The sequence below is a fragment of the Microtetraspora niveoalba genome (assembly GCF_001570405.1).
Lineage (GTDB): Bacteria > Actinomycetota > Actinomycetes > Streptosporangiales > Streptosporangiaceae > Microtetraspora > Microtetraspora niveoalba.
The window spans coordinates 48923-62744 of the sequence record NZ_BBYM01000003.1 but is presented as its reverse complement, the minus strand read 5'-3'; the positions used below and the strand labels follow the sequence as shown (position 1 = coordinate 62744).

At 67.7% G+C, this 13822-nt stretch carries 11 protein-coding genes; 7 read left to right on the top strand and 4 right to left on the bottom strand.

Translation table 11 applies throughout. From position 1 onward, the window contains the following. The 4 genes from AWQ70_RS01755 to AWQ70_RS01745 all read left to right on the top strand — a co-directional run. Positions 1–3453 (top strand): multifunctional oxoglutarate decarboxylase/oxoglutarate dehydrogenase thiamine pyrophosphate-binding subunit/dihydrolipoyllysine-residue succinyltransferase subunit (locus tag AWQ70_RS01755; RefSeq protein ID WP_067169183.1); only part of this gene is annotated, 3453 nt, incomplete at its 5' end. 101 nt (positions 3454–3554) lie between these two features. Next, the gene (locus AWQ70_RS39730; RefSeq protein ID WP_169808608.1) at positions 3555–3731 is read left to right on the top strand and encodes a DUF6104 family protein; all 177 of its coding nucleotides are present in this window, start codon (positions 3555–3557) and stop codon (positions 3729–3731) included. Between the two features lie 335 nt (positions 3732–4066). Beyond that, positions 4067–4840 carry a DUF4097 family beta strand repeat-containing protein gene (locus AWQ70_RS01750; RefSeq protein ID WP_245646642.1) on the top strand — a complete coding sequence of 258 codons (774 nt, stop codon included), beginning with the start codon at positions 4067–4069 and terminating at the stop codon, positions 4838–4840. After that, positions 4837–5598, top strand: coding sequence for a PadR family transcriptional regulator (locus AWQ70_RS01745; RefSeq protein WP_067169684.1), 762 nt, complete (start codon positions 4837–4839; stop codon positions 5596–5598). Before AWQ70_RS01750 ends, AWQ70_RS01745 begins: the two co-directional genes overlap by 4 nt. 346 nt (positions 5599–5944) lie before the next feature. On the opposite strand, the gene AWQ70_RS01740 is transcribed toward AWQ70_RS01745, so the two are convergent. From AWQ70_RS01740 to AWQ70_RS01725, 4 genes are all read right to left on the bottom strand, one after another. Beyond that, the gene (locus tag AWQ70_RS01740; protein ID WP_067169175.1) at positions 5945–6907 is read right to left on the bottom strand and encodes a zinc-binding dehydrogenase; all 963 of its coding nucleotides are present in this window, start codon (positions 6905–6907) and stop codon (positions 5945–5947) included. Positions 6908–7054: 147 nt separating this feature from the next. Further along, entirely contained in the window at positions 7055–7462 is a 408-nt protein-coding gene (locus AWQ70_RS01735; protein ID WP_218004375.1) for a type II toxin-antitoxin system VapC family toxin, read from the bottom strand. Positions 7463–7469: 7 nt separating this feature from the next. Next, positions 7470–7760, bottom strand: coding sequence for a hypothetical protein (locus AWQ70_RS01730; RefSeq protein WP_157529842.1), 291 nt, complete (start codon positions 7758–7760; stop codon positions 7470–7472). 297 nt (positions 7761–8057) lie between these two features. Next, entirely contained in the window at positions 8058–8513 is a 456-nt protein-coding gene (locus tag AWQ70_RS01725) for an SSI family serine proteinase inhibitor (protein ID WP_084516430.1), read from the bottom strand. Between the two features lie 203 nt (positions 8514–8716). Here AWQ70_RS01725 and AWQ70_RS01720 point away from each other — a divergent pair, with 203 nt between their 5' ends. From AWQ70_RS01720 to AWQ70_RS01710, 3 genes are all read left to right on the top strand, one after another. Next, entirely contained in the window at positions 8717–9814 is a 1098-nt protein-coding gene (locus AWQ70_RS01720) for a trypsin-like serine peptidase (RefSeq protein ID WP_067169166.1), read from the top strand. A gap of 551 nt (positions 9815–10365) precedes the next feature. Beyond that, a complete protein-coding gene (locus AWQ70_RS01715; RefSeq protein ID WP_067169162.1) occupies positions 10366–11538 on the top strand; it encodes a trypsin-like serine peptidase in 1173 nt (390 codons plus the stop codon). 548 nt (positions 11539–12086) lie between these two features. Continuing rightward, positions 12087–13358 carry a trypsin-like serine peptidase gene (locus AWQ70_RS01710; RefSeq protein WP_067169159.1) on the top strand — a complete coding sequence of 424 codons (1272 nt, stop codon included), beginning with the start codon at positions 12087–12089 and terminating at the stop codon, positions 13356–13358. Positions 13359–13822 lie beyond the last annotated feature (464 nt).

Genomic DNA, 13822 nt, shown 5'->3' with positions numbered 1-13822 from the left:
GCCCCCGCCGCTCCGCCGGCCCCCGCTGCTCCGCCGGCCAAGGCCGAGAAGCCGGAGAAGAAGGCCCCGGCCCCCGCACCCGTCCCGGCCGGTGCGAGCGAGGAGAAGATGCGCGGCGCCGCGGCCCGCACGGCGCTCAACATGGAGGCGTCGCTCTCCATGCCGACGGCGACGAGCGTGCGCGCCGTCCCGGCGAAGCTGCTGATCGACAACCGCATCGTGATCAACAACCACCTCCAGCGCGGGCGTGGCGGCAAGATCTCCTTCACCCACCTGATCGGCTTCGCGGTCGTCCAGGCGCTGAAGGCGATGCCGGAGATGAACTACTCCTACACCGAGGTGGACGGCAAGCCGGCCCTCGTCAAGCCCGAGCACGTGGGTCTCGGCCTCGCCATCGACGTGCAGAAGGCCGACGGCACCCGCCAGCTCCTCGTCCCGTCGATCAAGGCGGCCGAGACGCTCGACTTCCGCCAGTTCTGGGTCGCGTACGAGGACGTGGTCCGCAAGGCGCGCGCCGGCAAGCTGGGCGTGGACGACTTCCAGGGCACCACGATCTCCCTGACGAACCCCGGCACGATCGGCACGGTCCACTCCGTGCCCCGTCTGATGCCCGGTCAGGGAACGATCATCGGCGTCGGCGCGATGGAGTACCCGGCGGAGTACCAGGGCGCGTCGGTCGACACGCTCTGCCGCCTCGCGATCAGCAAGGTGATGACGCTCACCTCGACGTACGACCACCGGATCATCCAGGGCGCGCAGTCGGGTGACTTCCTGCGCCGGATCCACCAGCTCCTGCTGGGCGAGGACGGCTTCTACGACGCCATCTTCGAGTCGCTGCAGATCCCGTACGAGCCGGTCCGCTGGGTGCAGGACATCTCCGCGACGCACGACGACGACGTCGCCAAGTCCGCCCGCGTCCTGGAGCTCATCCACGCGTACCGGGTGCGCGGCCACCTCATGGCGGCCACCGACCCGCTGGAGTACCGCCAGCGCAAGCACCCGGACCTCGACATCAAGTCGCACGGGCTGACCCTGTGGGACCTCGAGCGCGAGTTCGCCACCGGCGGCTTCGGCGGCAAGCCGCTGATGAAGCTGCGCGACATCCTCGGCGTGCTGCGCGACACCTACTGTCGCACCGTCGGCATCGAGTACATGCACATCCAGGACCCCGAGGAGCGGGCCTGGATCCAGGCGCGGATCGAGAAGCCGCACGCCAAGCCGAGCCGCGACGAGCAGCTCCACATCCTGCGCCGGCTCAACACCGCCGAGGCGTTCGAGACGTTCCTGCAGACCAAGTACGTCGGCCAGAAGCGCTTCTCGCTGGAGGGCGGCGAGTCGCTGATCCCGCTGCTCGACTCGGTGATCAGCGCCGCCTCGGCCGAGGACCTGGACGAGGTCGTCATCGGCATGGCGCACCGCGGCCGCCTCAACGTGCTGGCCAACATCGTGGGCAAGTCCTACGCCCAGGTGTTCGGCGAGTTCGAGGGCAACATCGACCCGCGCAGCGCGCACGGCTCCGGCGACGTGAAGTACCACCTCGGCGCGACCGGCGACTTCGTCGCCCCCGACGGCAGCAAGATCACCGCCTCCGTCGTGGCCAACCCGTCGCACCTGGAGGCCGTCGACCCGGTCCTCGAAGGCGTCGTCCGCGCCAAGCAGGACCTGCTGGAGCGCGGCGAGGAGGGCTTCACCGTCCTGCCGGTGCTCGTGCACGGCGACGCGGCGTTCGCGGGCCAGGGCGTGGTCGCCGAGACGCTGCACCTGTCGCAGCTCCGCGGCTACCGCACCGGCGGCACCGTCCACATCGTGGTCAACAACCAGGTCGGCTTCACCACCAGCCCGGCCAGCTCGCGGTCCTCGGTGTACGCCACGGACGTCGCGCGGATGATCCAGGCGCCGATCTTCCATGTCAACGGCGACGACCCCGAGGCCGTCGTCCGGGTCGGCCGGCTCGCGTACGAGTACCGCCAGGCGTTCCGCAAGGACGTCGTCATCGACATGGTCTGCTACCGGCGCCGCGGGCACAACGAGACGGACAACCCCTCGTTCACCCAGCCGCTCATGTACGACCTGATCGACGCCAAGCGGTCCACCCGTAAGCTCTACACCGAGGCCCTGATCGGCCGCGGCGACATCACGGTCGAGGAGGCCGAGCAGGCGCTGCGCGACTACCAGGACCAGTTGGAGCGGGCGTTCACCGAGACCCGCGAGGCGGCCAAGAAGCCGCTGGAGCCGGGTGCGGTCGTCAAGCCGCCGGCGGACGAGGTCATCCCGTGGTCGCACGAGGACACCGAGACCGCGATCTCCGAGGAGACGGTCAAGCGGGTCATCGAGACCCAGCTCAACCTGCCCGAGGGCTTCACGGTGCACCCGCGCCTGGCGCCGATCCTGCAGCGCCGCGGCACCATGGTCACCGACGACGCGGTCGACTGGGCGACCGGCGAGGCGCTCGCCTTCGGCGGCCTGCTGATCGACGGCCACCCCGTCCGCCTCGTCGGGCAGGACTCCCGCCGCGGCACGTTCGGCCAGCGGCACGCCGTCCTGGTCGACCGGGTCACCGGCGAGGACCACACCCCGCTGAAGGCGTTCAACCACGGCACGACGAAGTTCTACGTCTACGACTCGCTGCTGAGCGAGTTCGCCGCGATGGGCTTCGAGTACGGCTACAGCGTGGTGCGCCCCGACGCCCTGGTCGCCTGGGAGGCGCAGTTCGGCGACTTCGCCAACGGCGCCCAGTCGATCATCGACGAGTTCATCTCGTCCGGTGAGCAGAAGTGGGGCCAGCGGTCGTCGGTCGTGCTGCTGCTGCCGCACGGCTACGAGGGCCAGGGGCCGGACCACTCCTCGGCCCGCATCGAGCGCTACCTGCAGCTCTGCGCGATGGACAACATGACCGTCGCCCAGCCGACCACCTCGGCGAACTACTTCCACCTGCTGCGCTGGCAGGTCCTGTCCAACCGGCGCAGGCCGCTGGTCGTGTTCACGCCCAAGTCGCTGCTCCGTCACAAGGGCGCGGCCTCGGCGACGTCCGAGTTCACCTCCGGCTCGTTCCGGCCGGTCATCGGGGACACGACGGTGGACCCGGCCGCGGTCACCCGGGTGGTCCTGTGCTCCGGCAAGGTCTACTACGACCTGGTCAACGCGCGGGAGAAGTCGGGCAGGACCGACGTCGCGATCGTCCGCATCGAGCGGCTCTTCCCGTTCCCGGAGAACCCGCTGAAGGCGGAGCTCGCGCGCTACTCCGGTGACGCCGAGCTGATCTGGGCCCAGGACGAGCCGGTCAACATGGGCCCGTGGCCGTACCTCACGCTGAAGATGGCCGAGCGGCCCGAGCTGTTCGGCGAGCGGCGGCTGCGCCGGGTCTCCCGCCCGGCGAACTCGTCGCCGGCGACCGGCTCCCACTCGGCGCACGACGCCGAGCTGGAGGCGATCACCAAGGAGATCTTCGGCTGACCGGTCGGGTCCCCGGGCCCGAGGCACACCCAGAGAAGTCCCCCACGGCCGGTCCGCGGGGGACTTCCCCTTTATGGAGACGATCGCGAGGAGCAAGGCACATGTACTTCACGGACAGGGGCATCGAAGAGCTCACCGACCGGCGCGGCGACGAGGAGGTCAGCGTCGTCTGGCTGGCCGAGCGGCTGCGCGAGTTCGTCGATCTCAATCCGGAGTTCGAGATCCCGATCGAGCGCCTGGCCACCTGGCTCGCCCGCCTCGACGACGAGGACGAATAACGCGCGGAGCGCCGTCCGCCCGGTCCCGCCGCGGACCGGGCCGAAAGCGGTGAGGGAGGCGGGCGTGCCGCGCCGGGGTCTCGCGGGCGCGGGCGCGCTTGGGACTCACGGTCCAGGCCGGATTCCGCCTCCCAGCGCACCGGGCCCGGGCGGGCGGAATCCGGCGCGGACGAAGGCCCGGAGACGCGATACATCTTGACTTTCCACAGACACGACATATCGTGTCTTGTGAGGGTTGGTTCCGGACACACGGGAGCCGCCGAAGCGTCGCATCGAAAGGGCGAGCCATGTCCCAATGGACCATCGAGAAACCCGGTCAGCTCACATTCGGGCCCGTGTCGCTGCTGAGCGTACGCATCGTGGCCGGACGGCTGGCCGTGCTCGCCAGCGACGGTCCGGCCACCCTCGACGTCGCCGACGGTTGCAGCCCGCCGCTCGTGGTCACCCACGACGAGGACGGCCGGCTCACCGTGGCGTACAAGGACCTCACCTGGGACGGCATCCTCGGCTGGCTGCGTCCGGGCAACCGGGTGGTCACCGCCACCCTGACCGTTCCGAAGGACTGCCCGGTACAGGTCGGCGTGATCTCGGCGTCCGCCGTGGTGGCCGGCTTCGAGGGCCGCACCAGCGTCAAGAGCGTGTCCGGCGAGATCGTCCTGGACGGTGTGACCGGCGACGTGAGCGCCGAGACGGTATCGGGTTCGGTGGAGAGCCGCGGCCTCGCCGGCGACCTGTCCTTCACGAGTGTCTCCGGCGAGCTGACCGTGGCCGGAGGCGCGCCGCACCGGCTGCGGGCCAACACGGTCTCCGGCCGGATCACCGCCGATCTGGAGCTCGCCCCCACCGGCCACGTCACGCTGAACAGCGTGTCCGGCGACATCGTCGTACGGCTCCCGCGCACGGTCGACACCGACGTGTCGCTCCGCTCCGCCTCCGGCGACCTCCACGCGGCCTTCCCCGGCCTGGCGAGCAACAACCGGCCGGCCGCGAAGACGCTCACGGGTCGGATCGGCGGCGGCATGGCCTCGGTCACCGCCACCACGATCTCCGCCGACGTCACACTGCTCAGCAAGGAATCCGCGAACCATCGAAACGGAGAGTGGGCATGAGTCCCGTCTTCGGGCACGGCCGGCTTCGGCTGTACCTGCTCAAGCTGCTCGAAGAGAGCCCTCGGCACGGCTACGAGGTGATCCGGTTGCTCCAGGACCGGTTCCTCGGCGTGTACTCGCCGTCGCCGGGCACGATCTACCCCCGGCTCGCCCGGCTGGAGGAGGAGGGCCTCGTCACCCACGAGGTGGTGGACGGCAAGAAGGTCTTCACCCTCACCGACAAGGGCCGGGAGGAGCTGAACAACCGCCTGGACGAGCTGGCCGAGCTGGAGCAGGAGATCACCGCCTCGGTCCAGGACATCGCCCGTGAGGTCAAGGAGGACGTCCGGCAGACGGTGCGCTCACTGCGGCAGGAGCTCACCCAGATGGCCAAGGACATCAACCAGGCCGGCAAGCGGGAGAGCCGCGAGGCCCGGCAGGACCAGAAGGACGAGTGGAGGCGCCAGCGCCAGCAGCAGCGGGAGGAGTGGCGCCAGCAGAAGGAGGAGTGGAAGCGCCACAAGCAGCAGTGGCGGGTCGAGGCCGAACGCTGGCAGCGCGAATGGGACCGCATCTGGGCGGAGACCTGGGCACTGTCCGGTCCGCCCCCGTCCCACGGCCGGGCGGACGCCGAGTTCGGGCAGATGCTGGCCGATTTCGTCGCGCGGGTCCAGCGCGAGGCGGCCCAGCAGGGCGAGGTCACCGCGCACGCTCTGGAGGAATGCCGGTCCATCCTGGACGAGGCCGCCGCCCGCATCCGCGACACGCTCCGCCCCTGACGGCGCCATGTACGGCTGGCGCAACCCGTTCCTGCCCGCGCACCCCCCGGCGGGCGCGCTCAGCGCTCGGGCGAACGGCTCCGCTCCCGGCCGCCCGCCCGGCCCGCCGTACGCGACGGACCGGAGGCGGGGCGTTCCCGAGAGCGGAGGCGACCGAACCGACTCCGCCGCATCCCGTCCCCGGGAACGGCTCTCCTCGCCGGACGGCTCAGATCCGGGCGAACCACGGTCACCCCGGCCACACGTCAGCGCATCACAGCCGGGTGGGTCGCGCTCCCGCGAATCACAACCGGAGCGCTCTGGGACAGCGCGGCCGGACGGACCACGCGTCGACGGGCCGGAGAGATCACAACGTGAAGACGATCTTTCCGAAGACGCCGCCGTCGTGCATGGCGGCGAACCCCTCCTCCGCCTGGGTGAGCGGGAGCACCCGATCGATGACCGGACGGGCACCGGTCTGCTCCAGGAAGACGGCCAGCCTGGCGAGCTGCTCCCTGGTCCCCATGGTGGAGCCGACGATGGAGCGCTGCAGGAAGAACACCTGGGCGAGCTGCGTGGGGGCGACCATGCCGCTGGTCGCGCCGCAGACGACGATGCGGCCGCCGGGACGCAGCGAGCTCAGCGAATGGTCCCACGTCGCGGCGCCGACGCTCTCCATCACCGCGTCGACCCGCTCGGGCAACCGGGCCCCGCTTTCGAAGACCCGGTCCGCCCCGAGTTCGAGGGCCCGGGCCCGCTTCTCTTCCGACCGGCTCGTGGCCCAGACCCGGAAGCCGCCGGCCCGCCCCAGTGCGATGAGCGCGGTCGCCACGCCGCCGCCCGCGCCCTGGACCAGCACCGTCGATCCCGGCTGCAGCCCGGCCTTGTCGAACAGCATCCGATAGGCCGTCAGCCACGCGGTGGGCAGGCAGGCGGCCTCCTCGAAGGAGATCGCCGCCGGCTTGGGCACGAGGTTCCCCTTGGGGACGGTCACCTTCTCGGCGAAGGTGCCGTCGTGAACCTCTGAGAGCAGCGAACGCCGAGGATCGAGCGTCTCGTCTCCGTTCACGGGGGTGCCGATCACCGAGTGGACGATGACCTCGTTGCCGTTCTCGTCCAGGCCCGCGGCGTCGCAGCCGAGGATGATGGGCAGCCGGTCCTGACGGATGCCGACACCCTTGAGCGTCCACAGGTCGTGATGGTTGAGGGCTGCGGCCTTGACGGTGACCGTGGTCCAGCCGTCGGGAACCGTGGGATCAGGGCGCTCCCCGAGCGTCAGCCCCTTGAGAGGGTTGTCAGGATCGGTCTGAGTGGCGGTTACGGCGAACATGCCCGAACATTACTCCGCCCGCCCATCAAGATCACGTACGGCTCTCGCGGAGCGTCGCGAGGGCGCCGCCGCCGATGTCCGCACCGTCCCATGAAGGCCGCCGGATCCCGCCTCCCGCCGTACATGATCAGGGCCGGGGACCGGCCCTCACTTCAACGGATGCCGCCACCTCAGGCCGGGGAACTTCCCGAAGTCGCCGTCACAGGTGACGAACTCGCATCCATGCTCGATCGCCAACGCGGCCAGATAGGCATCGGGAACCAACTTGCCGACCGCCCCTGCGCCCTCACACAGCGCCGAGAAGATCTGCCAGTGCCTCTCACCCGGGGCCACGACGATGGCGTGGGGCTGGTTCCGAACGTGGTCGGCGAACTCCAGAGCCGTGTCAATCGGCGCGGGCTCCTTGTACGCGCGCGGATTCGTCACCACGCGGAGAAACCCGTTGATCACGAAATCCGCCACCGCGTACGCCTGGAAACCGTTGATGACGTCGTCCAGCCACGCTCGATATTCCTTGTGTCGATCGTTCTCGGACCGGAAGGCGTTGACGTACACATTCGTGTCAACGAGCATCATCGCGCCGGATCCCTTCCAGGGTCTCGAGTTGCTCCTCCAGCCAGAGATCGTCGACGGCCTCGTCGAAAGTGTGTCCCATGCCGAGGGCCACCTGCATCCGCGGCGCGTATCCCGGCTCACCGCCGAAGGCCGGAAGCTCCACGCGGGGCCTCTCCGCGATCCGCTCCGAACGGTTCATCAGTTGGCGCAAGGCCTCCTCCATCACCGAGTTGAGAGTCCTGCCGTTCCTGGCCGCGAACGCCTTCGCCTCGTTGAGAAGTGCCTCGTCGATGCGCACCGTGGTTCTCCGCATGACTCCAGCGTCCTCGGCCGACATTTAAATGTCAACACGGAAGGTAATCGTATCGTCACGAGATCTCAAGTGATTTCGAAAGCCTGTCCGAAACATGACGAATATCTGCCGGGACCATGTCGTTCAAAGAGACAGCGGGCAGGATCGACCACGGATGGGCGACGCCCGGCCCGACCCGATGATTGGAAGGGAACCCGAGAACCGGCCGAATCAGATGTTTTCCGGCACGGCAAAGGGGCCCGGCGGGCGGCGCCGGGCCCCTTTTCACGTACAGCGGCTCGCTCAGAAGGCGAAGATGGCACCTGTCATCGCGCGGAGCTGGCAGGCGTTGCCGTACGTGCGCTCGAACCTGATGTAGGCGTCGTCCCAGATTCCGGAGGCCGACACCGTGATCGGCTCGAAGAGCATCGGGCAGGCGACGGCCGGATCGGGCGTAAGCTTCGCGGGGTCCCCGCCGACCTTCTCCAGCATCGGACAGGCCTTGGTGGGCGCCGGATGCGTGCCCCGACCCGAGGAGCAGCTCAGCAGCGCGAAGCGCTGGGGCTGCGTCCCGGCATCGCCCTTGGCCACGGTCACCACCAGCGACCTGGTGCGCGCCTTCATAGGGTGGATCCTGGTGACCGGCACGTCGACGTTGACGTCCGGCTCCCACGGCGGCGGGACGGTGGCGGCGACGGCCGTGCCCGCCGGGCTGATCGCGATCGCCGTGAAGGCGAGAACTGCAAGAAGTGGCCTCATATCAATCCCCCGATTCGGCTGAAGACAGCCTGGCCGGGCGACCCCCTCCGATCAAGCGGCCACTCCGCGGCGTTGGGGAAATCTGACGTCTCCAAGGTCCCGGCGGTTCCACCAGTTTCATAACGAGCCGGTCACGAAGCTTCGCGTATTTCGAGTTGATCTGGAAAAATCACCCCTTACCACCCATGAAGGAAGGTAGACCGGTGCTTCGGCGACTCACACACGGCCTCGTCGGCGGCCTTGCCGCGGCGAGCGCGGTCGCCGTGCTCTCTGTTCCGCTGCCCGCCGCGCCGGCCGCGGCGGTGACCGCCGGCGTTCCCCCGAAGACCCTGAAGGGCGACGTCAGCTCCTACGCCCTGGCCGCGACGCAGGCGGACATGCGCAGGGTGGCGTCGTACTGGAGTCCCGATCGGCTGAAGCGGGCGAGCAGCTACGAGCCGAAGACCAAGCCCTCGCCCTCGACCTCGGCGACCACGTCGTCGGCCGAGATCGGGAGCGCGACGCTCCCCCTCGGCGCCTCGGCGAGCGCCCCCTCGCCCGACACGCCGCCCATGGTGGGCAAGGTCTTCTTCAAGGTCGACGACAAGGAGTACTGGTGCTCCGCCTCCGCGGTGCACTCGGCGCACAAGAACCTCGTCGCGACGGCCGGGCACTGCGCCTACTCTCTCGGCAGGGACAAGCCGGTCGAGAATTGGATCTTCATCCCGTCGTACGCGAACGGGGCCACGAGCGCGGGCATCTTCGTGGGGCACACGCTCTACATGCAGCAGGATTTCCAGGGACAGGGCGACTTCGACCGCGACTACGCGTTCGTCACGGTCTACCCGGGATTCACGTGGCAGCCGTACACCGACGCGGGCACGGTGAAGTACCGCTCGGTCAGCGTCGGGCTCCTCGAGGACCGGGTCGGCGCGTTCCACTTCGCCTGGAACAAGCCCACCGGGCGGAAGGTGCAGGTTTTCGGCTACCCCGCGGGCGCCCACCCTGACGGGAGCCGGCCGTACACCGGCCAGGACGTCAAGACCTGCTCGAACACGACCGAGAAGAAGACGGTCAGCGCGCCCACCTGGCAGCTCGAGCACGGCGTGCGGCTGGCCGGCTGCAACTTCACCTCGGGCGCGAGCGGCGGCCCGTGGGTGATCGGCTACGACAGCGTCAAGCGCACCGGCTGGATCAACGGCGTGACGAGCCTGACCTGGAACCTGAACGGCGACGGCCAGCTCGACGCGGTCTCGACGCCCTACTTCAACACGGTCACGCAGCGCGTCTACCTACAGGCCGCCCGCCAGGCCACCTCGTAGCTCGCGCGGAGGCACCGCCACCGCGGTACCGCGTCTGCGCGCGAGCCTCGCCAGGCCACCTCGTGGCCGCATCCGGCGCTCCAGAGATCGAAGGGGAGCCGGCCCTCGCGCGGGTCCCGGGAGTGTCCGTGGAAGCCCCCGCCAGACGGCGACAACCGCGGGCGCCCTTCTCGGCCCGCCCCGATCCCCCGAGTCGAGAGGACCGGAACCCGCCGGATAGAAATTCCTTCCTTTCCGGGCAAATTAGACGTGATCATGAACGGAACGGTGCCGCACGTGATGTGTGATTTGCATCACACTCGACGTCTACATGATCTTGCGGGAGGGGCCCGAACCTCGTGCCGTCACCACTCGATCACCTGCGGATACATCACGAAATGATCTCGTAAGTGACAGGAGTTGTGGAAAATCACGGAAATATCACGACGCCTCGGCGCGAGAAACCATCCCCGACACGGCCGGGAGCCGCAAGATCTCGGATGTAGTGTTTTGACCATCCCTTTACTGACAGATGTGACGTTCCCGCGTCTATCGACAGCGCAAGGAGCTCAATGAACACCCGAGTCAAGCGCCTGGTCCTCCCTCTCGGGGGTCTCGCCGCCGCCGGCCTCATCGGCAGCACGCTCGTGGCACCCGCTCAGGCCGCTGGTGACACGGCTACCGACCCGCTGGCCTCCAGCGGAATCGCCGCCAAGAACGTCGTCGCCTTCTGGCTGAACCAGAAGGCCGCCAACCTGGTCAACGCCTCGCCGTACGAGACGCAGGTGGTGGCGAAGCACATCTCCAAGGGCGGTCCGTCGGCCGACAGCCGACCCGGCACGGTCTCGCCGATCGGCAAGGGCGGATCCGGCACGTCCAAGAACGTCAACCTGCCCAAGACCACCGGCAAGGTGTTCTTCACCGGCTCCGACGGCAGGCCGCACTGGTGTACGGCCACGTCCCTCCAGGCGAAGTACCGCAACCTGGTCGCCACCGCCGGCCACTGCGTGTACGACACGGAGTCGAACAAGGCCACCCTCAACCGCTGGGTATTCATCCCCGGCTACTACCAGGGCAAGGCGCCCTGGGGCATCTACGTCGGCAAGCAGGCGTTCACGCACTACGACTTCGACGTGTACGAGGACGGCGACCGCGACTACGCGTTCGTGACCGTCTACAACGGCATCAAGGCCGGTTCGGGCACGAGCTGGTTCAACGCGGCGGAGTGGAACTGGCAGGAGGTCAACAAGGCCACCTACGACAAGTACAGCCCGTACATCCGCAAGTCGAAGGGCGGCAAGTACTACGTCGTCAAGTTCACCGACGTCGGCAGCCTCGGCAACAACGTCGGCGGCCAGGGCCTGGCCTACAACCAGAAGCTCGGCAAGAACGTCTACGTCTTCGGCTACCCCAGCGGGTCGCACCCGGACGGCAACTACGCGTTCTCCGGCAAGACCCTCAAGTGGAGCTACGGCAAGACGTTCGCCGCCAAGGCTCCCGAGGTGAAGGGCGAGGAGCTGATGGGCGTGAAGTCCTCGTTCACCGGCGAGGGCTCCTCGGGCTCGGCGTGGCTGCTCAACTACAGCAGCGCCCGTCGGATCGGCTACCTGAACGGTGTCACGAGCGGGGTCTCGGACACCGACGGCAACAACCGGATCGACACCAGCGTCTCGCCGTACTTCGACGGTGAGCTCTACGACATCTACAAGGCCGCCGCCAACGTCTGGTCCGGCAGCATCGCGTAACACCCGCCCGAGAGAAGGGCCCGGCTCCGAGCCGGGCCCTTTTTTCATTAAATTTATAGACTTGGCCGGTAAACCTCCGCCGTCCACAAAGCGTCGCTGTCCGATTAGGTCGATTCTGCGAATTTCGACGACAGGGGTACCGGCCCCGTCGCTCCACGCGCGCGCATGACAGATCGAAGTCAGGGGTCATGCGAAAACACGCAGGTAGAAGGCTTGACAGGGCTTCAAGGGAAGGTCAAAGGGAGCGGGCGCGAGAGCTCAACCTGAACACAACATGTGTGATTCGCGTCACATGTAACCCATGGCGGGGAACCAGAGGAATGGCAGATACGTCAGCGCGAAAGAAGGTCCCGTGATCGCCTAGCTGCGGCGATGGCCACCCCTTCACCCCCTTCGTCGCGACCAGGTTCACGCGCGGGGACTCAGCGTGCCGACAAATGACGACTTATGCCGGTTTTAAGGGGACTGCGGCGACTGTATGGTTCCTCCATCCCTTTACTGACGCATGGGACGCAAGATGCGTTCCACGACAGCCCAAGGAGTTCCCCATGAAGCGCACTCTCGCCTTCGGTGGCCTCGTCGCCACCGCCGGCCTGCTGGCGGCGGGCCTTTCCGCCCCGGCCCAGGCCACCGGCGACGTCGCCAGCAAGCCGCTGGCCGCCACCGGCATCAACGCCAAGAACATCGCCGCGCTGTGGTTCGCGGAGAACGCCGCCAACCTGATCAACGCCACGCCGTACAACGTGGAGACCAAGGTTGTCGCGAAGCACGTCTCCAAGGGCGGGCCCGCGGCCGACAGCAAGCCGGGCGTCGTGCCGGCGATCGGCGACGAGAAGAAGGCCGCCGCCAAGTCGAAGAACGTCAACCTGCCCAAGACCACGGGCAAGGTGTTCTTCGCCGACGGTTTCGAGTGGGTGAAGGGCCCCCGCGGTCACAAGTACCCCAAGGCCAAGAACCCGCACTGGTGCACCGCCACCTCGATCCAGTCGACCTACAAGAACCTGGTCGCCACCGCGGGTAGCTGCGTCTACGACACCGAGTCGAACAAGGCCACCCTCGAGAACTGGATCTTCGTCCCGGGTTACTACCAGGGCAAGACCCCGTGGGGCATCTACGTCGGCAAGCAGGCGTTCACGCACTACGACTACGACGTGTACGAGGACGCCGACCGCAACTACGCGTTCGTCACGGTCTACAACGGCCTGAAGATGCCGCACGACGGCTTCTCCGGCGTGTGGGACCTGATCGAGAACAAGAAGTGGGCCGAGCTCGAGCAGTACGTCGGCTTCCAGGAGGTCGACGAGGCCACCTTCAAGGCGTACCACGACGAGCACGTCCTTCCCCACTACGCCTACCAGAAGGACGGCAAGTGGGTCTACAAGGTCCTCAAGTTCGCTGACGCGGGTGCTCTGGGCGCCAACGTCGGTGGCCAGGGTCTGGCCTACAACCAGAAGGTCGGCAAGCCGGTCTTCGTGTTCGGCTACCCGAGCGGCCAGCACCCGGACGGCAACCAGGCGTTCTCCGGCAAGACCCTCAAGTGGACGTACGGCAAGACCTTTGCGGTCCAGGCCCCGGCCATCAAGGGCGAGGAGCTCGTCGGCACCAAGTCCTCCTTCACCGGTGAGGGCGCCCTCGGCTCCTCCTGGCTGGTGAACTACAACAACGGCCGCCGCCTCGGCTACCTCAACGGTGTCACCATCGGCGTCTCCGACACCGACAGCAACAACCGCTACGACACCAGCTTCTCCCCGTACTTCGACGGTGAGCTGTACGGCGTCTACTCCGCGGCCAAGAACCTCTGGTCCGGCTCGATCGCCTAGTCTCCGCTCGCGGAAACACGGTGATTCAATGAGAGCAGGGGTCCAAACCCTGCTCTCACCCTTGCTTCATCGAAGGGCCCGGCTCTCCAGCCGGGCCCTTTCACATTTCCGGGATGAGCCGCTTTCCCGGAGGGCCCGAAACGGCTCCTGTCACCGAACTCGGCCGGCCTGATCGAGTCAACACCCCTCCCCCGGGAACTGCGCTACCCGCCTCCTCCCGCTTATTTTCGCAAAAGTTTCCGGAGCCGGGAGTAAACCCGGCCCGGCGGTTGGGCGACGCCGTCCGATAACAGTCCTTTCCACTTATGGTCAACGACCCGACAATCCTGTGATCTGCCTCACAGGAAATGCTGACAAAACTCTGTTCGCGGAGACGACAAAGCCCGAAAGAAGGGCGTTCCAGGGGGACTAGCTGCGCGAATGCGTCACCCATCCGGCGCCGGAAGGACCACAGGGACTCTTTC

What these genes read in the sequence shown, in the direction of transcription:
- AWQ70_RS01740 (WP_067169175.1), bottom strand. Translation starts at nt 6,907, where the DNA reads ATGTTCGCCGTAACCGCCACTCAGACCGATCCTGACAACCCTCTCAAG.
- AWQ70_RS01710 (WP_067169159.1), top strand. Translation starts at nt 12,087, where the DNA reads ATGAAGCGCACTCTCGCCTTCGGTGGCCTCGTCGCCACCGCCGGCCTG.
- AWQ70_RS01725 (WP_084516430.1), bottom strand. Translation starts at nt 8,513, where the DNA reads ATGAGGCCACTTCTTGCAGTTCTCGCCTTCACGGCGATCGCGATCAGC.
- AWQ70_RS39730 (WP_169808608.1), top strand. Translation starts at nt 3,555, where the DNA reads ATGTACTTCACGGACAGGGGCATCGAAGAGCTCACCGACCGGCGCGGC.
- AWQ70_RS01715 (WP_067169162.1), top strand. Translation starts at nt 10,366, where the DNA reads ATGAACACCCGAGTCAAGCGCCTGGTCCTCCCTCTCGGGGGTCTCGCC.
- AWQ70_RS01745 (WP_067169684.1), top strand. Translation starts at nt 4,837, where the DNA reads ATGAGTCCCGTCTTCGGGCACGGCCGGCTTCGGCTGTACCTGCTCAAG.